Source organism: Aggregatilinea sp. (genome assembly GCF_036822615.1).
Classification (GTDB): domain Bacteria; phylum Chloroflexota; class Anaerolineae; order Aggregatilineales; family Aggregatilineaceae; genus Aggregatilinea.
The window spans coordinates 22,509-41,728 of the sequence record NZ_DAISHJ010000006.1; the positions used below are offsets into that span (position 1 = coordinate 22,509).

At 63.5% G+C, this 19,220-nt stretch carries 16 protein-coding genes; 6 read left to right on the forward strand and 10 right to left on the reverse strand.

Features of this window, described 5'->3' with window-relative positions; genetic code table 11:
* Window positions 1-147: 147 nt before the first annotated feature.
* Window positions 148-1,233, forward strand: a complete 1,086-nt coding sequence (locus V7116_RS03535) for a hypothetical protein (protein ID WP_324390494.1) — start codon at window positions 148-150, stop codon at window positions 1,231-1,233.
* Window positions 1,234-1,237: 4 nt separating this feature from the next.
* Here the strand turns inward: V7116_RS03535 and V7116_RS03540 are convergent, their stop codons facing one another.
* Both V7116_RS03540 and V7116_RS03545 read right to left on the reverse strand, forming a co-directional pair.
* Window positions 1,238-1,555: an AzlD domain-containing protein gene (locus V7116_RS03540; protein ID WP_324390496.1), complete on the reverse strand. Its 318-nt coding sequence runs from the start codon at window positions 1,553-1,555 to the stop codon at window positions 1,238-1,240.
* A 1-nt stretch (window position 1,556) separates the two neighbouring features.
* The gene (locus V7116_RS03545) at window positions 1,557-2,324 is read right to left on the reverse strand and encodes an AzlC family ABC transporter permease (protein ID WP_324390498.1); all 768 of its coding nucleotides are present in this window, start codon (window positions 2,322-2,324) and stop codon (window positions 1,557-1,559) included.
* A 267-nt stretch (window positions 2,325-2,591) separates the two neighbouring features.
* Here V7116_RS03545 and V7116_RS03550 point away from each other — a divergent pair, with 267 nt between their 5' ends.
* Window positions 2,592-5,054 carry a penicillin acylase family protein gene (locus V7116_RS03550; protein WP_324390500.1) on the forward strand — a complete coding sequence of 821 codons (2,463 nt, stop codon included), beginning with the start codon at window positions 2,592-2,594 and terminating at the stop codon, window positions 5,052-5,054.
* A 154-nt stretch (window positions 5,055-5,208) separates the two neighbouring features.
* Window positions 5,209-5,715 (forward strand): flavin reductase family protein, encoded by a 507-nt coding sequence (locus V7116_RS03555; RefSeq protein WP_324390503.1) that lies wholly within the window; start codon window positions 5,209-5,211, stop codon window positions 5,713-5,715.
* A 96-nt stretch (window positions 5,716-5,811) separates the two neighbouring features.
* Here V7116_RS03555 and V7116_RS03560 read toward each other — a convergent pair whose 3' ends face one another.
* The 5 genes from V7116_RS03560 to V7116_RS03580 all read right to left on the reverse strand — a co-directional run bounded on the left by V7116_RS03560 (window position 5,812) and on the right by V7116_RS03580 (window position 11,613).
* A complete protein-coding gene (locus tag V7116_RS03560) occupies window positions 5,812-6,768 on the reverse strand; it encodes an aldo/keto reductase (protein WP_324390505.1) in 957 nt (318 codons plus the stop codon).
* A 98-nt stretch (window positions 6,769-6,866) separates the two neighbouring features.
* On the reverse strand, window positions 6,867-7,862 hold the full coding sequence (locus V7116_RS03565; RefSeq protein ID WP_324390507.1) for an MDR family oxidoreductase: 996 nt from the start codon (window positions 7,860-7,862) through the stop codon (window positions 6,867-6,869).
* 95 nt (window positions 7,863-7,957) lie between these two features.
* Window positions 7,958-8,215 (reverse strand): hypothetical protein, encoded by a 258-nt coding sequence (locus tag V7116_RS03570; RefSeq protein WP_324390509.1) that lies wholly within the window; start codon window positions 8,213-8,215, stop codon window positions 7,958-7,960.
* 187 nt (window positions 8,216-8,402) lie between these two features.
* Window positions 8,403-10,982 carry an MMPL family transporter gene (locus tag V7116_RS03575; RefSeq protein WP_324390511.1) on the reverse strand — a complete coding sequence of 860 codons (2,580 nt, stop codon included), beginning with the start codon at window positions 10,980-10,982 and terminating at the stop codon, window positions 8,403-8,405.
* Between the two features lie 16 nt (window positions 10,983-10,998).
* Window positions 10,999-11,613, reverse strand: coding sequence for a TetR/AcrR family transcriptional regulator (locus V7116_RS03580; protein WP_324390513.1), 615 nt, complete (start codon window positions 11,611-11,613; stop codon window positions 10,999-11,001).
* Window positions 11,614-11,859: 246 nt separating this feature from the next.
* Here V7116_RS03580 and V7116_RS03585 point away from each other — a divergent pair, with 246 nt between their 5' ends.
* A complete protein-coding gene (locus V7116_RS03585) occupies window positions 11,860-14,409 on the forward strand; it encodes a DUF3160 domain-containing protein (protein ID WP_324390514.1) in 2,550 nt (849 codons plus the stop codon).
* Between the two features lie 256 nt (window positions 14,410-14,665).
* On the opposite strand, the gene V7116_RS03590 is transcribed toward V7116_RS03585, so the two are convergent.
* On the reverse strand, window positions 14,666-14,971 hold the full coding sequence (locus V7116_RS03590; protein WP_324390515.1) for a hypothetical protein: 306 nt from the start codon (window positions 14,969-14,971) through the stop codon (window positions 14,666-14,668).
* 176 nt (window positions 14,972-15,147) lie between these two features.
* Here V7116_RS03590 and V7116_RS03595 point away from each other — a divergent pair, with 176 nt between their 5' ends.
* Both V7116_RS03595 and lysA read left to right on the forward strand, forming a co-directional pair.
* Window positions 15,148-16,005, forward strand: coding sequence for a VOC family protein (locus V7116_RS03595; protein WP_324390516.1), 858 nt, complete (start codon window positions 15,148-15,150; stop codon window positions 16,003-16,005).
* 75 nt (window positions 16,006-16,080) lie between these two features.
* On the forward strand, window positions 16,081-17,325 hold the full coding sequence (gene lysA / locus V7116_RS03600) for a diaminopimelate decarboxylase (RefSeq protein WP_324390517.1): 1,245 nt from the start codon (window positions 16,081-16,083) through the stop codon (window positions 17,323-17,325).
* A gap of 58 nt (window positions 17,326-17,383) precedes the next feature.
* On the opposite strand, the gene V7116_RS03605 is transcribed toward lysA, so the two are convergent.
* Together V7116_RS03605 and V7116_RS03610 are read right to left on the reverse strand one after the other, a co-directional pair.
* Window positions 17,384-17,827 (reverse strand): Fur family transcriptional regulator, encoded by a 444-nt coding sequence (locus V7116_RS03605; RefSeq protein WP_324390518.1) that lies wholly within the window; start codon window positions 17,825-17,827, stop codon window positions 17,384-17,386.
* 171 nt (window positions 17,828-17,998) lie between these two features.
* Complete coding sequence (locus V7116_RS03610) at window positions 17,999-19,111, reverse strand: DegT/DnrJ/EryC1/StrS family aminotransferase (protein ID WP_324390519.1); 1,113 nt, start codon at window positions 19,109-19,111, stop codon at window positions 17,999-18,001.
* Between the last annotated feature and the right edge of the window lie 109 nt (window positions 19,112-19,220).

Genomic DNA, 19,220 nt, shown 5'->3' on the forward strand with positions numbered 1-19,220 from the left:
CCTACCGGACACTGTGCGATTATAAAGGCGGGATGCGGATCGGTCCACTTGAATATACGCAACTTGTGCAATTGCGCATTTACAGCACACCTTACCCGCGCCAAGCAGCTACGTTACAATAAATCCAATCTACGAAAGGTCATTCACATGCTCGAAGGACTAGAGAGCGTCGATTGGACCGCCTGGGATAACAGCGAGCGCCGCACGCCGGACCTGATCAGAGCGCTCATTTCTCAAGGTCCTGGCGCGAGATCCCAGGCCCGTGATCGACTTTTCGGCAGCCAGCAAGATTTTGGTGAAATCGACAGCCAGACTCCCTACCTCGTCCCTTTTCTTCTTGAACTGCTTGGCTTTCCCCAGACGCCTGACAAACCGGAGATTCTAGATTATCTGGAGGCAGTCGCGGAACATCTGGTACGCAAACCAGATCGCGCGCTTCCCCGGCAGGGCCTCGTCGAACGAATGCGCCTCCAATTGAGCTGCTACGATGCGGTTGCAGCAGGTGTCTCGATCTTCATTCCGCTGCTTGACGAGGCCGATCACCGTGTGCGACTGTACAGCGGACGTCTCTTGAGCCGGTTACCCGATCAGGCCGAGCATACATTTCCGGCGCTCATCAGGCGCTTACAACGCGAACCGGACGAGCGCATTCAGGCGGCGCTGCTGGGCTATCTGCAAGACCTCTACCAGACCGCTGATTATGCCCACATGATGCTAATGCTAATGAGCGGGCCTCTCATCCAAACCTTTACTGAAACCTCGCCCTCGATTGAGGTTCGCACGGCAGCGGCTAAACTGTCGCTGGCGGTCGGTTTCGCCAACATTCCACAGCCGCCATTCGACGATTTATTCCAGTCGTTCCGCTCCCTCCAACAAGGCCAGCGGGGATATTACGACCTGCTTCAAACATTGGCCCGCCACTATCCTGATGCATTCGCTGCGGCGCTCCAGTCGCCAGCGCTCACGCCCCAACAGGCGCACATGATCGTGTTCGCGCTGCTGACAAAGGGAGAAGATCTCCTCAGTACGTACTTTTCCCTCAGCCATCAGGAAGACGGGTTGGGGATTTTCTACGCACCTCGCAGGGCACGATCCCCCCGTTCCACGACATCCATCTTGCAGGCGATCGTGGATGCTGACGTGGTGTGGCAGATCCCCACCAATGTTTTCTCGGTGCTGCACGGCTTGCCCGATTCGCGCGCAGCGCTGCAAGCCTGGATCGATACGCGCTAATGTCCTACACCGCCTGCAAGATCCACAGCAGGACCATGCCCACCGCGATCGTCAGCAGCGTGTTTTTGCTGCGCCACGCCACCAGCGCCGCGACGATCCCGGCCAGCAGGCGCTCGTTGCCCGGCGACAGCGCGAGCGCGTCGTCCTGCATGAACAGCGCGGGGAAGATGATCGCGCTCAACGCGGCAGGCGGCACGTAGCGCAGCGCGCGCGCCACGGTCGGCGGCATCTCGCGGTTCATCAATCCGATCACCGACAGGCGCGGGATGAACGTCACGAGTGTCATTCCGGCGATGATGATCCACAGCGTCGGCATGTCCATGTCAGTCCTCGCCCTCGTTCAGATCCGGCAGCCTGGGGTCTTGCAGCGGCAGGTCATGAATTGCCCCCACCGTAACCGCCTGCTGCGCGTGCCCCAACGTCTCCGCCGCCAGCGCCGCCGCGATGCCCGCGAACACCGCTGCGATCAGGCCCAGATTGTACGGCAGGCCGTCCGCGCCCACAACCAGCGCGGCCAGCACCGCCGGACGATCGGTGAGCGTGGGCATTACCAGCGCGATGAACGTCAGCGCCAGCGTAAAATCGAGCGACCAGCTGTCGGGAACCTGCGCGCCGACGAAAACGCCCACCGCCGTGCTGAGCTGCCACGTGCTCCACAGCGTCAGGCCCGCGCCCAGGTAATACCAGTGATCGTTGCTGCCGCGCACCGCTTCCGGCGTGGTGGTGCGGTAGTGCGTGATGGAGACCGCGTAGGCCTCGTCCGTCAGCAGGAACGCCAGCACCCACTTCCAGGCCGGTTTGAGATGCCGCACATAGGGCGCCAGCGACGCGCTGTAAAGCGCATGGCGCAGGTTGACCACAAACGTGGTAAGGATGATGATCAGGCCCGCCGCGCCTTCTGCGAACAACTGCGCCGCGATGAACTGCGACGATCCCGCGAAAACGATGATCGACATGCCCAGCGCCACGCTGACCGGCAGCCCGGCTTCCATCGCCAGTACGCCGTAGATCAGCCCAAACGGCATTGTGCCCAACAGGATCGGAAGCTGCGCTCTGACGCCCGCGAAAAACTGGGCCTGGTTGGACAGCATCTGAAGGTCTCCTTGCGCCGCAAATCGCCACGCTGTGCGGCGGACTGTGCAGACTATCTAGCCACTACGTCGAACCGCCGAGCTTAGCTCATTCGTTCGGAACCGGCCACGGCAAAAGAGACAAATCGGACGGCAGCGCCAGTAACCGGCCCTCCGCGCGAACAATTCCCGCCACACGGCGCGGTTCCGCGATAAACTGTATATAGACGCCACTCCACCTGCGCTACCGCTATCACCTCAACCGATCTCGCTTAAGGAGATTACCGGATGCTCAGACGACTATTGTTCGTAGTGCCGCTGCTCGCGTCCCTGCTGCTTGCGCCGCTGGCCGCATCCGCCCAGGCTCCGACCGGAAAAACCTTCGACGTGTCCGGCCTGGACGGTGAAGTCACGATCCGGTATGACGACTGGGGCGTGCCCAACATTTACGCCACCACGCCCCACGACCTGATCATGGCGCAGGGCTTTGTGCACGCCGCTGACCGCTGGTGGCAGATGGAATGGTTCCGGCATCAGGGCGAAGGCCGCCTGTCGGAGATCGCCGGATCGTCGCTGCTCGACACGGACCGCTACCTGCGCACGCTAGGACTGGCGCGCAATGCGCAGAACGACCTCGACCACGCCTCGCCGGAAGTGCTGGACCTGCTGCAAGCCTATGCGGACGGTGTGAACGCATGGCTGGCAGGCAAAAAGCCGGTCGAGGCGGCCATCGAATACCAGTTCCTCAACACGCTGCGGCGTGCGTCAGGTGCGCCGGAAGTCACCGAGATCGAGCCGTGGACGCCCCTCAACAGCGCGACGTGGCTGCAAATCATGTCCCTGTCGCTGAGCGGCAACGCCTACTACGAGCTGGTTCGCGCCCAGGTCATCGCGGCGAGTGGGCAAGAGGGCCTGTCCACGCTCGCGCCCGGCTACGATTACGAGACCTACCCGCTGATCATGGAGCCGGGCTGGACCATGCCCGATGATTTCCCTGCCGCGCCCGACACGGCTCCGATCACGACCGCCCGCGTGCTGCCCGGCCTGGAAACGCTCGGCACGATAGCGCACGACGTCGGCCTGGGATCGAACAACTGGGTCGTGAGCGGCGTGCGGACCGAAAGCGGCATGCCGCTGCTGGCGAACGATCCGCACCTGGGCATCATGATGCCGTCGATCTGGTACGAGATCGGCCTGCACTGCACCACGCTCAGCGATGCCTGTCCCTATGACGTTTCGGGCTTCAGTTTCGCGGGCACGCCGTTCGTGGTGGTCGGGCACAATGCGCGCATCGGGTGGGGCGTGACCAACGTCGGCACGGACGTGCAGGACCTCTACCGGCTGGACATCAACCCTGACAACCCGCTCCAGTACCGCGTCGATGGCGAATGGCTGGACATGGACGTCATCACCGAGACGATCGCCTTCTGGGACGCGGACCCGGTCGAGATCGAAATCCACCTGACGCGCTTTGGCCCGGTCGTGGATGACGTGTTCGGCGCGCCGGATCCGGTCGCGCTGCGCTGGGCGGCGGCGGAGCCGAACCGCAACTTCGAGTCGCTGATGCTGCTGGGCAAAGCCGCCAACTGGGACGACTTCCAGGCCGCCGTCGCGGACTTCGACCTCGCCGCGCAGAACTTCGTCTATGCCGACACGGACGGCAACATCGGCTACATCATGTCGGGCCGCGTGCCGCTGCGCGTCGAAGGGCACGACGGCACGGTCCCGGTCGATGGGAGCACCACCGCGAACGATTGGCTGGGCTTCGTGGACCCCATGGACAACCCGCGCCTGTTCAACCCCGACGCGGGCGTGATCGTCACGGCCAACAACGCCGTGCTCGCGCCGGAAGACTTTCCGACCGTGATCAATCTCGACTGGGCCTACGGCTACCGCACCGCGCGCATCTCGGCGCTGATCGAAGCTATCCCGCTGCACACGCCGGAGACGTTTGCCGCGATCCAGTTCGATAACTTCAACAGCGGTGCGGCGATCGTCGTGCCCGCGCTGGCCGCCGCCGACCTGGGCGACGCTCGCCTGAACGACGCGGCGGCGTGGCTGGCCGGGTGGGATTACCAGAACGCCGCGGACAGTCCGCAGGCGGCGCTGTTCAACGTCTTCTGGGACCGCTTCCTGCCGCTGGTCTTCGACGAGCTGCCCTTCTACGAAGACTCGTTCAGCATGTACCGGCTGTCGCTGATGGTCGATCATCCCGAGCACCCCATCTGGGCGAACGCCGATCTGGGCACCAGCGATCCCGCCGTGCTGATGGCGCAGGCGATGGGCGATGCCCTGGACTGGATGGAGGCCCACTACGGCCCGGATCGTGAGGCGTGGCGGTGGGGCGTGCTGCACGTCGCTCCCTTCCAGGCCGTGCCGCTGGGCCAGATCCCCGAAGGACTCGATCCCGCCCTGGACCAGATGCTGCCGCTAATCTTCAACCTGTTCAACCGCGAGACGGAAACCAGCGGCGGCGGAGAAATCATCAACGCGACCGGGTGGGACGTGGGATACGGTTCGTTCGAGGTCAATCACCTGCCGAGCATGCGCATGATCCTCGATTTCAGCGATTTCGACCGGTCGCGCACGGTGCATACCACGGGCCAGAGCGGTAACCCGTCCAGCCCGCACTATGCCGACCAGATGCCGCTGTGGGCCGTGGGCGAGTCGCACGCGCACGCCTTCAGCCCGGCAGCGGTCGAGGCGAGCACGGCGGCGCTCTGGACGCTCAGCCCGGCAGGCGGGGAATAACCCGGCAGGGCGTGTAGTACACAGCGACGCGTTGGACGCAGGGGCGGCGTTGCACCGCCCCCGTCCGGCGCTCCTCCGGTTGGCCCTTGTACTTTGGCCCCCAATTATTTACGATCAAACCGGTTCCTGAACACCGTCAAGTGAGGAGCACTGCATGGAGTGGAGCGCGGAACAGTACAAGGACATCATGGCCCAGTGGGCCAGCGGGGTAACGGTCGTCACGACGACGTGCGGCAGCGAGGTGCACGGGCTGACCGTCAGCTCGTTCACCAGCGTCAGCCTGACCCCGCCCCTGGTGCTGGTGTCCATCGGCAATGAGCTGGAAACGCGCACCTGCCTGGAGCAGAGCGGCGTCTTTGCGGTCAATCTCCTCGGCACGGACCGGATCGAGTGGGGGCTGCGCTTCGCGGGCATGATCCCCGGCGTTACGGACCGTTTCGCGGGCATCAACTGGCGCACAGCCGTCACCGGCAGCCCGATCCTGCCCGGCGTGCTGGGCTGGCTGGACTGCGAGATCCGCTACGCCTATCCCGGCGGCGACCACACGATCTTCGTGGGCGAGGTGTTGCACGGCGAGGCGCTGCGCGCGCCGGGCGAGCCGCTGCTGTACTACCACCGCCAGTGGGGCAAGTTCACGCGGCTTCCCGGCGACGGGGAATAAATTCCTGCCACATAAAAAGGCGGACCGCATCACAGCGATTCGCCTCTCAATGTCAACCCACAGGGACAGGCTGGTCCCTGGGTCGAAGACCGTCTGCTAGTCGATCTCCACGCCGCCGATGGTCTCGTCAATGCGGCGCAGCGTCTCATCGTCGAGCGTGATCTTGAGCGCCGCCAGCGTGTCGTCGAGCTGGCTGACCTTCGTCGCCCCGGTGATCGCGCTGCTGACACCCGGCTGGCGCAGCGTCCACGCGATCGCCAACTGCGCGCGCGTCACACCCAGGTCGTCCGCGATGGGCTTGAGCTTGCGCACCGCTTCGATCGGGTTGTCGCGCAGGTGCGTCCGCCGCAGCCACGCTTCGTTTGCAATGCGGCTGCCTTCCGGCACGCCGTCGTCGTACTTTCCGGTCAGCACGCCGCTCGCCAGCGGACTCCACACCACCAGCCCGATGCCGTTCGGCTCGGTGACGGGCAGGATCTCGTTTTCGATGCGGGCGCGGTGCAGAATGTTGTACTGCGGCTGCTCGACCTGCGGCTTATAGAGGTTGTACTTCTCGCAAATGTCCACCGCTTCCTGAATCTGCGCGCCGGTCCACTCGCTCGTGCCCCAATACAGGATCTTGCCCTGGTGAATGAGGTCGTCCATCGCGCGCACGGTTTCTTCGACTGGCGTCTCGTCGTCGTAACGATGGCAGAAATAGAGGTCGAGGTAGTCGGTCCCGATGCGCTGGAGCGACTTATCGACGCTTTCCAAGATGTGCTTGCGCGACAGGCCCCGGTCGTTGGGATCGTCGCTCATCGGCCAGAAAACCTTGCTCGAAATAACCAGCGTATGGCGCGGGAAGTCCTTGAGGACCGACCCCATTAGCTTTTCGGATTCGCCTCTGGCGTAAACATCCGCGATGTCGAAGAAGTTGATGCCGCTGTCGTACGCTGTCGTGATGATGTCGCGGGCAAGCTGAGTGTCGGTGACGCTGCCGCCGAAGGTGATCCACCCGCCCAGGCTCAGTTCGCTTACCTTCAGGCCCGCACGGCCCAAACGCCGGTAATTCATGAGAAACTGTCTCCTTGCGTGCTACAAAACCCAGTTTGATTGTCATGCATTACCGCGCCGGGCGGCAAGCTTTTTTACGCAGCGCATATGGAGGGCGCTCACTCACCGGCGACCTGAATCACCACGCGGCCCCGGATCTGGCCGGAAACGATCTGCTCGCTGAGCGCGAAAATGTTCTCCAACGGTTCGACGCGCATCATGCGATCGATCAGCTCATTGGGCAGTTCTTCGGCCAGCCGCTGCCAGATCGCGCGGCGGCGCGCCTGGGACACGTTCACCGTATCCACGCCCGCCAGCGTCACACCGCGCAGAATGAACGGGTGCACGGTCGTGTGCAGGGCCGCGCTGCCCGCCAACCCCACCGACGCAATCGTGCCGCCGGGCAGCGTCGTCGCCAGCACCGTCGCCAGCGTCTTCCCGCCGACATTATCCACGCCGCCCGCCCAACGCCCGGTTTCGAGCGGCTTCGTCTCGCGGTCGAATTCGGCCCGGTCGATCACCTGGCTGGCCCCCAACGAGGTGAGGTAGTCGGCCAGCGCTGCGCGGCCCGTCGATGCCGTGACGGTGAATCCGCGCTGTGCCAGGATCGCCACCGCCATGCTGCCCACGCCGCCCGACGCGCCGGTCACCACCACCGGACCCTGCACGGGATCGACCCAGTGGTCGTCGAGGGTCACGGCGGCCATCATGGCCGCCACGCCCGCCGTGCCGATGCCCATCGCGCGGCGCGGCGTCAGGCCCTCCGGCAGCGGATCGAGCCAGTCGGCGCTGAGGCGCGCGTATTCGCTGTAACCGCCCCAATGCCGCTCGCCCAACCCGGCGCCCACCGCGACGACCCACTGGCCCGGTCGGAATTCCGGCGACTCCGACTCCTCGACCGTACCGACCAGATCCACGCCGGGGACCATCGGGAAGGCGCGGATGATCTTGCCTTTCCCCGTAACAGCCAGTCCATCTTTATAGTTCAGGCTCGAATAAGCGACTTTGACCAGCACGTCGCCCGGCGGCAGCGCCTCGTCGTCCAACTCCGCAAAATCTACTTGGGCCTCGCCATCCACCAGGGTCACCAACAGTGCTTTAAACTGATCTGGCATTCGCTTCGATCCTTTCACTGCTTTATTAAAGTCCATAAAAAAGGCCATCAACCCTTATGATGGCCTCACTATCAACCGATGACATCCGTTCGAAGCTACATCGCCGCAGCAGTTTTACGGAAGCGCAGCCATGTCACTGCTTCGCGGTCCTCAAGCAGCATGATCTCGGAAATGGACGTCGTCCCGGGATCGCTCTTACGGAAAATTACGATATCTGTGCCCCCTGCGTCGATTTCTCCCAGCTCCCACTGGAAATAAGGGCTGAGGGCCTCCAGCAGAGCTTCTTCGCTTTCCAGGGAGTATGAGATGTCCAATCGACGAGCATTAGGATATTTATTTGCCAGGGTGCTCAAGCATTGATCCTCATGATAGTCCCAGGCCACATAGGTTTCTATTCGGGACCAGGGAGCAAATTATAGATTTATTATACAGTGCTATTTACTTAATTTATATGGGCTGCGGTAACAATACGTTAGAAATTGATGAAGAATCAGCAAGCGCAGGGTGAAAAAACCCTGCGCCTGCTCGTGAAATATCAGATCAGTCAGCGGCTTCGCCGGACGCGACGGACTGTGACGGTCGTTGCGTCCTGGGCTTGGGCACGCCGCCCGGCCACCACGTCCAGTGCCCGAACAGGGTCGCCAGCGCGGGGTCGAGGATCGTGCGCACGACGAACGTATCGATCAGCACGCCGAACGCCACCGCGAACCCGACTTCGACCAGTCCGCGAATCTCGCCGCTGATCATCGCACCGAACGTGCCCGCCAGGATCATGCCCGCCGAGGTGATGATCGCGCCCGTGCGGGCCACCGCGACGTGCACGCCCTCGCGGATGCCGTGGTAGCCCACTTCTTCCTTGATGCGCCCGAACAGGAAGATGCTGTAGTCCACGCCCAGCGCCACCAGGAACACGAAGGTGAAGAACGGCACGTACCACGTCAGCCCGGCGGCGTTGTCGATCGACTTGAAGATCAGGTTGGTGACGCCCAGCGTAAAGGTGAAGCTCAGCAGCACCGTGCCGATCAGGTACAGCGGGGCGACGGCGCTGCGCAGCATGACCAGCAGCACCAGGAAGATGCCCAACAGCACCAACCCAATCGCGCGCAGCAGGTCGCCGTCCATCACGTCCTTGATATCCGTGACGGTCGCCGTGCTGCCGCCTACGACCGCCTCGCCGCCGTCCTTATATTCGTCCAACACGTCGCGGATGGCGTGCACCGTGTCCATCGCCTCATAGCTGGTGGGCGGCACATCGAGGATCACTTCCAGCTTATAAGCCGTGTGATCGTCGGTGATGTAGTTCGGCAGAAGCTGGCCGAGCATCGCCACGTTACCGCCCTGTTGGTCGGCGGGCATCTGGCCGAGCAGGTCGATGAACATGGTCGGCAGCACGTAGGCGTCGTCGATCGTCTCGAAACGCGCGGCAAGGCCCTCAATCGCGGTAGCCAACTCGTCGCGCCCCTGGATCAGGCGCATCGGATTGCCGAGCAGATCCTGGATCGTCGCCAGATTCGGGTCGTCGGCCACTTCGGGGAAATCTTGCGCCAGCAAATCGAAGTAGCTGCGCAGGCTTTCGAGCATGCCGCCAAGCTGCTGCATATCCATCGACGCGCCATCGCCGCCCGTGCCCGTCTGCGAGAACATCTGCATCGCCAGACGGAGCTGCACGTCCACGCGCAGCAGGTTGGTCAGTTCGCCTTCCTCGCCCAACGGATCGTTCAGGCTGCGGACATACTTCACGCCGTCGAGCGCGACCAGATCGTTGCTCAGGTGCACCATATCAACGGCGATTTCGTTCGGATCGCGCCCGGTCACCACAACCGTCATCGGCAGAATCTCGCCGCTGCCCATCGTCTCGTTCATGATGGCGAAACCGCGTACGGCGGGCTGGTCTTTGGGTAGGTCATCCAGCATGTTGTAATTCACGCGCTGGCTGACGCCGTAAATCGAAAACGGCAGCATGAGCACCACGATCAGAACGATCGTGAGCAGCGGACGGCTGCTGACCTGCTTGGAGGTGAATTCGTACAGGCGGCCCGGGCTGCGATGGGTGGCTTCACCCGGCCAGAATGCCTTCTGCCCCAGCGTAGACAGCAGCGCCGGGACGAGCGTCAGACCGGCCAGCAGCGACAGCACGATGCCAATCGCCAGGGCGGGGCCGCTGGTCTTAAAAATGCCCATCTTGGCGAAGGTCATCGCCATGAAGCCCACGAAGATCGTGCCCGCGCTGCTGCTGATCGTTTCGCCAACGAGATGCACGGTGTGCGAAGTGGCCTTGTCGATCGTGGGATGATCGGCCATTTCCTCGCGGAAGCGGCTGATCAGGAACAGGCAGTAGTCCGTGCCCGCGCCGTACATCACCACGACCATCATCACGTTCGCGTAGGAGGTGATGGTCATGACCGTATCGCCCAGCCACGCCACGATGCCGCGCGTGATGAGGTACGCCAGCGTCACCGACACCAGCGGGATGAACGGGCTGACAGGCGAGCGGTACACGATCAGCAGCATCACGATCACCAGGATAACCGTGACCCAGATCGTGCGGTCCACGCTGGTCTTCACCGATTCGGTGGTGTTGTTGACGATGGGGGAATCGCCTGTCTGGTAGGCTTCCACACCTGGAGGCAGGTTATCCTGCATCCACGCCTCGATCGTATCCAGCGTCTCCCCGGTGGCTTTTTCGGTCCCGCTAGTCGTCAGGGCGATGCGCATCAGTCCGACGCCGCCATCCTTCGAGATCATCATGTTCGCCAGAGCTTCCGAATCCGTCGGAGACACCGCGCGCGCGATCGTGTCCGGGGCTTCGTCGCTGGTCAGCCACTGCTTGAAGTCCTCCAGAAATGTCCAGGTTTCGTCGCTGCGAATGCCGCCTGCTTCGCGTGCATCGATGACGATGACCGTGCTGCCGCTGGTCAGCCCTTTGCCAAACGTGTCGTTGATCACGTCGCTGGCGTGAATGAAAGGCGCCTCGTCGGGCAGAAAGTCGCTCATGTTCGAGCTGGCAACCTTGTCGATGTTCGGAGACACCACCGTTACAACGATGGCCGTCACGATCCACACCAACAAGATTGGGCTACGGTAACGCGTGGCAAAATGCCCTATTTTTTCGAAGAACATGCCTGTGCCTCCACACTTACGATAGTGATGCTTCCATACCCGCTTCCGCGCCATCGGATTTCATGCCAAACGCGCGTTTAAACAACTCCGTCAGCAGCAGCGCCATGTCGTTGGCCGAATACGGCGTCTCGGCTTCCAGCCACCAGCCCAACATCTGAATCGTCGCCCCGGTGATAAACTGGGCGGCGAGTTCGGGCGCATACAGTTCCCGGAACCATGGCATCCGCTCCGAGATAATGCGCTGCGAAATCTGGGCCATGTAGGCGCGCCCGAACGAATTCAACTCACTGGACGCGTGCCCGCCCACCATGATCAGCACGAAGCGCCGGTTCTCGTCGGCCCACGCAAATAGCTTGTAAAAACTGTCGCGCGCCCATTCCCACCGGTTCGGGGTAGTCCGTTCGCTGTCGAAGATCTGCTGTGTCAGCGCCTCGAATCCTTGCAGGATCAGGGCGCGTACGCACGCCTCCTTGTTGGGAAAATGCTGGTAGAAGGTTGCTTTGCTGAGGTTGGCCCGCTCGGTGATGTCGAGGATATCGACGTTCTCATAGCCCTGCGCGCCGATCAGTTCGCGTGCCGCCGCGATCAGCCGTTGGTGCGTGGCTGCTTTTCGCTGTTCGTACCGGTTCATAGCCCTTACCATGCTCTATCAGCGATGTAAAATATACTTAACGTATGAGATTAGACGACTCGTCTATTCTCGACCTCGTTAGGGTAAAGCCAGCCGTTCCTTTTGTCAATAGGCCGCGCCAAAACGTTTACGGACTTCACAGACCATCAATAGGCCATACGTAGGGCAGCAGACCGCTTCCTGCCCGGAACAATGCCTCCCTCAAAACGTATAATTGAGTGTGCTCATAGGAAGGGAGATCCCATTATGAAACGTGCGCTGATTCTGCTCCTGATTTTGACGATGATCGTGCCGCTCGTTCCGGCGGCGGCGCAGGGGGACTGTGCCGGAGATCCGCTGCTGGAACCGCACCGGCACGGGGTTGTACTGCCCGGCATGGCCGCACTGCTTTACTCGGCACCCGGCAGCACGGAAACCATAGATCAACTGGCCGAGGGAACCGTATTCCAGACCATCGACGGGCCGCAGTGCACCGGCGGCGCGTGGTGGTGGATGGTCACCGACGGCAACTACTGGGACGTCTGGACGCCCGAAACGGTGAATGGAACCGCCGCCGTCGCGCCGTACCAGTTCGTCCCGCCCGTGCCGGAAGCGCTCAATGTGCCGATGCAGGATCCGGTGATCTCGACCCCGGACGTGCCTCTGCCCGCCGCGATCCCCGCCGAAGGCGTGCCCTCACTGCAAGACGGGTTTACCCAGGGGTGGGACTGGGCCGGGTGGACGGCTGACAAATGGCAGCAGCCGCCCGATCCGCTGGCGATGCAGCTTCCCGACGAGTACCTGGGCGACCTGCCCGTGCCCCCGGTCGATTTGAACAACGTGCATTTCGTGACCGACGCCAATCTCAGCCAGGAACAGCTGGCCCTGCTAGCGCAGAACGGATTCGTTGTCGTGCCGGGCAGCTTCCAGCAGTTCGATGAAGCCTACCGCGCGGATACGTGGAACCACACCGAGGGCAAAGGCGACTTCATCACCACGGACGCCATGCTGCACAGCCTGTTCCTGGTGTACCAGAACACGCTAATGTTCCTGGAGATGGACCCGTTCTACCGTGAGGTGGGCGCTGTCGCTGCCGCCAGCTATCAGGCCGCGGAAGCGCAGTGGATCGAGGCCGCTGGCACGCCTCTGGAAGACGCCGCCCGCAGCGCCGCGATTTATTACGCCGTGCCGCTGATGCTCCTGGCGGAAGGGGAACCCTACTACGCCATGGGATTCAACGAGGGTGACATCATCCCGTCGATCGTGCTGGCGAACGCCAACGCCGACATCGTCGCCGCCGCGCAGCCGCTCGTCGATCAGATCATGGCGGCTGAGGGGCGGCTGGAAGTGCCGATCCTGGCCGACTACACCGAAGACTTCAGCCAGTACAAGCCGCGCAGCTACTACGCCGGAAATCCGCTGCTGGAAGCCTACTTCCGCGCGATGATGTGGATGGGGCGCATCACCTTCCTGGCGAACAACGACGCCGACACGCTGACCGGCCTGATGGTGCAGCGCGCGCTGATCAACGGCGGCGCGCTGGCCCGGTGGCAGAACGTCTCCGATACGCTGGCGTTCCTGGTCGGCCCGGTGGACGATCTCAGCCCGGACGATACGCTGCCGCTGGCCGAATCGATCTACGGCGCGGGGCTGCCGCTCGACACGCTGGCGAATGCGGACAATCTGGCCGCCTACCGCGACGCGCTGAAGGCGCTGCCCGGCCCGCGCGTGAACAGCATCGTGCTGCCGCTGGGCGTCGAGGCGGACGAGGTGGACGCGCTGACGCGCGGCGTCCGTCTGTTCGGCCAGCGCTTCACGCTGGACGCCTACGTCATGCAGCAGTTGATCTATCCCGAAGTGGGCACGCAGGAGAATTCGCGCGCGCTGCCGATGGCGCTCGACGTGGCGTCCGCGCTCGGCTCAGACATCGCGTATGCGCTGGCGGATGAAGCAGGCGCGGCGGACTACGCCCATTACACTGACAACATGGCCGCGCTGCGCGATGAAGTGAACGCACTCACACCGGACGCCTGGATGGAGAACCTCTATGGCGGCTGGCTGTGGGCTATGCAGCCGCTGCTGGTGCGCGATCCGGCCCTGACGCCGCCCATGATGCAGACCGACGCCTGGAAACGCAAGGATATCAACAGCGCGATCGGCAGTTGGGTCGAGCTGAAGCACGCCACACTGCTCTACGCCGAGCAGGCGATGGGCGGCCTGGGCGGAGGCGGCATCGAGCCGCCGATCACCAGCTACACCAGCGTGGAGCCGAACCCACAGGTCTTCGCGCGGATCGCGGTGGTCGCGGTGGCGCTGCAGCAGGGGCTTGAGGTGCGCGGCTACTTCGGCATGAACTACCTCAGCCCGATGCCATCCGTTCGGAGCGCGCTGACCAGCCTCGCGCTGCTCTCCGCGCAGTTGGCGGAAATGGCACGCAAGGAAGTGGCGGGCGAACCGCTGATCTATGAGGAACTGTACTTCCTGCAGGAGAATTTCGACGGCGCGCTGTGGAGCATCCGCTACACCGTCGAGGAGTGGGTCACCGATCCGCCGGAGACGGTCGCGCTGGTCGCGGATGTGGCGAGTAACCCCGACGCCGGGCTGGTGCTCGAAGAAGCCATCGGCGGCGTGGATACGATCTACGTGATCACCAACAGTCCGTTCGGCTTGCAGCTCACGCGCGGCGGCGTGTACAACACCTACGAGTTCACCATGCCGATCGATCAGCGCCTGACCGACGACGACTGGCGCGCGATGGTGGCGCAGGGCCAGGCGCCGGAGCGCCCCGCCTGGACCGATCTATACCTGGGCGAGTAGCGCCCAACCCCGTACCCGGATTCAGCGTAGGGGCAATTCATGAATTGCCCCTACAATCGGATCGGAGAGGGGAGACAAGCTGTTTCAACGGATTTTGTAGGGGCGGGTTTGCAACCCGCCCTGTCTTTCTACCTATCCGACTCTAACAGTTAAAGAGCAATAATTTCGCCCGTACAACGCTCGTTGAGCCTTGCTATTCTCCCCGCGCCAGCGCCAACCGGAACGGGACCGGGGACGAGATAACTTCGCGCGATCCTCAGCGCTCCTCGCGCGGGGCGATGTGCTCGAAGTAACGCACCAGCGCCTTCATAACGGCCTCCGGCAGCGTATCGGCCACGGCCTTGAATTCGACCGCCAGCCCCTTGCGCTCCTTGAGGATCGTGCACGTCGCAGGCTCGCGCCGGTCCACGCTCCACCCGATGCCTTCGCCCTGAATCGCTTCCAGTTCCTCCATCGCCAGCCGCAGATCGAGCGCCCACGGCTTGACGGTCGTATAACCGCGCAGCCACGCATAGGTGCGGTTCAGGTCTTCCAGCGCGTCGCGCCGGGCCTCGTCATCCACCGTCTTGTCCTCTCCATATGCGCCAACGCTTCCCCATACCGCCCCCAGGAGCCTGTAGTGTAGCGGGTTTCGGATATTTTGCGCGCAGGCATGGCGCTGACGGCCCCCACCGAGGCATAATCAATCCCCATTCAGGCCGGACGCCGGTTCGTGCCGTTGATGAAGGAGAGTACTGCATGCCCCCATCCATTGACCCCGCCACCTATCTGGGCACGGTGCATCTGACAGTTTCCGATCTCGCCCGCGCAGTAGATTTTTACCAGAGCGCTCTGGGACTGCGCGTGCACCGGCAAGACGCGAGCGTGGCGGCGCTCGGTGCCGGTGCGGACGATCTACTGGTGCTGGTCGAACAGCCGGGCGCGCGCCCGGTACGCGGCACGACCGGCCTGTATCACTTTGCGATCCTGCTGCCCTCGCGCCCGGATCTGGCCCGCGCGCTGCGCCGTCTGGCCGAGACGCGCACGCCCTTGCAAGGCTTCGCGGATCACCTCGTCAGCGAGGCGATTTATCTGCCCGATCCCGACGGCAACGGCATCGAAATCTACCGCGACCGCCCGCGCAATGAATGGACCTGGGACGGCGACGCGGTGCGCATGGCAACCGATCCGCTCGATATCGACGATCTGCTGGCAGAGCTTCAAGGCGATAACACACCCTACGAGGGTATGCCGCCGGGCACGGTGATGGGCCACGTTCACCTGCACGTCAGCGATCTCGCTGCCGCGCATCATTTCTACTGCGACGTGCTCGGCTTCGATCTGATTGCCCGCTACGGCGGCGCGGCCCTGTTCGTATCGGCGGGCCGCTACCACCATCACATCGGGCTGAACACCTGGGCGGGCGTCGGCGCGCCGCCTCCACCGCCGGACGCCGTGGGCCTGCGCTACTTCGAGCTGGTGCTGCCTACCCCCGCCGCGCTGGCCGAGGTGCTGGCCCGCGTCGAGGATGCGCACATATCCACCGAGCCGCACGCGGACGGGATCCTGCTGTGCGATCCGTCGCAGAACGGCATCCTGCTGCGCACGGCGGAATAGGTGATTTCATAGGTGGGGCAGTTCGTGAAGCGCCCCGGCATGGTTTCGATCGTCACACACGAAGGACAACGGTTTATGCTCAACGACGCATTTCACCGCCGCGATGGCGCGTTGTGGTGTGAAGATGTGCCCCTGGACGCACTCGCGGAGGCCGCAGGCACGCCAGTTTACGTGTACAGCGCGGCGCGCATCACCGAAAACGTCGCGCGGCTGCGCGCCGCGTTCGATCCGCTGGGCGCGGCGATTCATTACAGCCTGAAAGCCAACGCCAATCTGACCCTAATCCGGCTACTGAGCGAGGCCGGGCTGGGCATGGATGCCGTCAGCGCGGGCGAGATTTACCGCGCGCTGGAAGCAGGCGTCGCGCCAGAGCGGATCGTGTTCGCGGGTGTGGGAAAAACGCCGCAGGAGCTGGCCTACGCGCTGGATGCGGGCATCGGCTGGTTCAACGTGGAGAGCGAAACCGAACTGCGCGTACTGGACACGCTTGCTGGGGCACGCGGCGTGCGGGCGCGCGTGGCGCTGCGGGTGAATCCCGGCGTGGCCGCGCAAACGCACCGCCACATTGCGACGGGGCACTTCGGGGCAAAATTCGGCCTGCCACCAGCGGTGGTCGCGGACATCCTCGCCCGGCATGCGGACTACCCGCACGTGAGCCTCGCCGGACTGCACGTACATATCGGCAGCCAGCTAGCCCGACCCGACGAGACGGTCGAGGCAGCACGCGCCGTCCAGGCCCTCGCCGCGCCGTACGCGGACGTGCGCACGTTGAACATCGGGGGCGGTTTCCCGGTCGAGTATACGGGCGACGAAGGGTATCCCGGCCCGCAGGCCTTCGCGGACGCCCTTGCACCGCTGCTGAACGGCTGGCAGGTGAAGATCGAACCGGGGCGATCCGTCATCGCGGACGCGGGCGCGCTGCTGATCGGCGTGCTGTACGTGAAGGAGCAGGGCGGCCAGCGTTTTATCCTGACCGACGGCAGCATGACCGAGCTGATCCGCCCGGCGCTGTACGAAGCCGTGCACCCGGTCGAGCCGCTGCGCGCGCTGCCCGGCGACGTATCCGAGGCGGTCGTCGCGGGGCCGGTGTGCGAATCGGCGGACGTGCTCAACCGCGCCGCGCCGCTGCCGGACGTGCAGCCCGGCGACCGGCTGGCCGTGCTGGGCACGGGCGCGTACGGTATGGTGATGGCGTCCAACTACAACATGCGCGTGCGCCCGCCGGAAGTGCTGGTGCAGGGTGCGCAGTGGCGGATCGTCCGGCGGCGCGAAACGTGGGACGATCTGCTCGCCCTGGAACGCGACGCGGCATCCAAGTAAGCCACAAAAACCACGTGGGATAGTGGGAAACAGCCCGCCAAAATGCGGGATTTCAGGGTTATGTGTGGGTTTCTAACTCGGACTGGCAGCGGCGGCACAGGCCAAAAAACGCCATGTGATCGATGCGCGGCTCAAAACCGTATTCCCGCCGCATCCGGTCGCGCAGATCGTCCAGCAGGCGGTCGTCCATCTCGATGATGCAGTGGCAGTTCAGGCACACCAGATGGTGATGGCGCAGCGGCCCGATCATCTGGTAGACGATGCGGTTGCCGCCCAGGTCCGTCTGGGAAACGAACCCGAGATCCTTCAGCCACTGCAAAATGCGGTAAATCGTCGGCTCGTTGAGGTCCAGGCCACGCGCTTCCAATGCGCCGTGCAGATCGTCGATCGCCAGATGGCCGCCGTCGCGGCACAGCGCATCGATCACTTCACGGCGCTGAATGGTGAGCCGCTCCCCCTGCTCGCGCAGGGCTGCGAGGACATGTTCTGCTTCGTTCGACACGCGCTTGCCCGTCTGGCTAATCCTGTCCGGTTAGCCCGATCATACCCCGCTTTGCTGGCACAGACCACGCGCATGCCGGTCCGAAAGGATCGCCCAGGCAAAAAAGCGCCCGGCCCGACGGGTACGCATTCGTCGGGCCGGGCCGGTTTCACCCGCGTGAAACGTCAGGGCTTAAGCGGAAGGAACGAGCGAGAACGCCTTGATCTGATCCGCCACGTATTCGATCTGCTCGCGCGTCATGTCCGGGAACATCGGCAGCGACAGGATTTCGCTCACGATCAGCTCGGCCACCGGGAACTGGCCTTCTTCGTGGCCGCGCGCCTTGTAGAACGGCTGGAGGTGCACCGGCAGCGGGTAGTGAATGGCCGTGCCGATCCCGTTCTGCTTCAGATGCGCCGCCAGCGCGTCACGCTGGGGCGTGCGAACGACGTACAGGTGATACACATGCTGGGTTTCAGGCGTATCGCTGGGCGTCACCACGCCGCTACCATCCAGCAGCTCGGAATAGATCGCCGCATTACGACGGCGCGCTGCGTTCCACTGGTCCAGGTAAGGCAGCTTCACGCGCAGAAACGCCGCTTGCAGCGTATCCAGCCGGTGGTTGAACGGCTCCATCGTGTGCAGGTTCTTTTCGGTCTGGCCGCAGTTGCGCAGGGCCTTGATCGTCTCGGCCACGCGCTCGTCGTTGGTGACCACGATACCCGCGTCACCCGCCGCGCCCAGGTTCTTGGTGGGGTAGAAGCTGAAGGCCGCCGCATGCCCGAACGAGCCGACGCGCTTGCCGTTGTAGGTCGCGCCGTGCGCCTGCGATGCGTCCTCGACCACCACCAGATTGTGCTTGTTGGCGATGCGCATGATGGCATCCATGTCCGCCGGGAGGCCGTACAGATGCACGGGCACGATCGCCTTCGTGCGAGGGGTGATCGCCGCTTCGATCTTGTCCACGTCGATGTTCAGCGTATCGAGATCGGCGTCCACGAAAACCGGGGTCGCACCCGCAAAGGTGACCGCTGCCGCGCTGGCCGTGAAGGTGTGCGTCGGGACGATCACTTCGTCGCCCACGCCCACACCCAGGGCGCGCAGAGCCAGTTCGATCGCCGCCAGTCCGCTGCCGACGCCCGCGCCATAATTCACACCGCAGTACGCCGCGAACTCTTCTTCCAGATGGTCCACATCGTGGCCCAACACAAAGTTACCACGCTGGATAATGCTCAGAACAGCCTGATTCAGTTCTTCCTGGATCGGACGGTGAAGCGCCTGCAAATCAACGAACGGAACGTTCACTGTGTTCTCCTTGTTTGCCGCTCCCGGCAGACCGGCAAGCGTCGTATGCGATACTGGAAATCTGCGGGTTAATCAAATAGATGAAGGTGGCCCAGCCGCTGTGCGGCTG

Excerpts from the sequence above, each read along its gene's own strand:
- V7116_RS03535 (WP_324390494.1), top strand. The coding sequence starts at position 148 with ATGCTCGAAGGACTAGAGAGCGTCGATTGGACCGCCTGGGATAACAGC.
- V7116_RS03540 (WP_324390496.1), bottom strand. The coding sequence starts at position 1,555 with ATGGACATGCCGACGCTGTGGATCATCATCGCCGGAATGACACTCGTG.
- V7116_RS03545 (WP_324390498.1), bottom strand. The coding sequence starts at position 2,324 with ATGCTGTCCAACCAGGCCCAGTTTTTCGCGGGCGTCAGAGCGCAGCTT.
- V7116_RS03550 (WP_324390500.1), top strand. The coding sequence starts at position 2,592 with ATGCTCAGACGACTATTGTTCGTAGTGCCGCTGCTCGCGTCCCTGCTG.
- V7116_RS03555 (WP_324390503.1), top strand. The coding sequence starts at position 5,209 with ATGGAGTGGAGCGCGGAACAGTACAAGGACATCATGGCCCAGTGGGCC.
- V7116_RS03560 (WP_324390505.1), bottom strand. The coding sequence starts at position 6,768 with ATGAATTACCGGCGTTTGGGCCGTGCGGGCCTGAAGGTAAGCGAACTG.
- V7116_RS03565 (WP_324390507.1), bottom strand. The coding sequence starts at position 7,862 with ATGCCAGATCAGTTTAAAGCACTGTTGGTGACCCTGGTGGATGGCGAG.
- V7116_RS03575 (WP_324390511.1), bottom strand. The coding sequence starts at position 10,982 with ATGTTCTTCGAAAAAATAGGGCATTTTGCCACGCGTTACCGTAGCCCA.
- V7116_RS03580 (WP_324390513.1), bottom strand. The coding sequence starts at position 11,613 with ATGAACCGGTACGAACAGCGAAAAGCAGCCACGCACCAACGGCTGATC.
- V7116_RS03585 (WP_324390514.1), top strand. The coding sequence starts at position 11,860 with ATGAAACGTGCGCTGATTCTGCTCCTGATTTTGACGATGATCGTGCCG.
- V7116_RS03595 (WP_324390516.1), top strand. The coding sequence starts at position 15,148 with ATGCCCCCATCCATTGACCCCGCCACCTATCTGGGCACGGTGCATCTG.
- lysA (WP_324390517.1), top strand. The coding sequence starts at position 16,081 with ATGCTCAACGACGCATTTCACCGCCGCGATGGCGCGTTGTGGTGTGAA.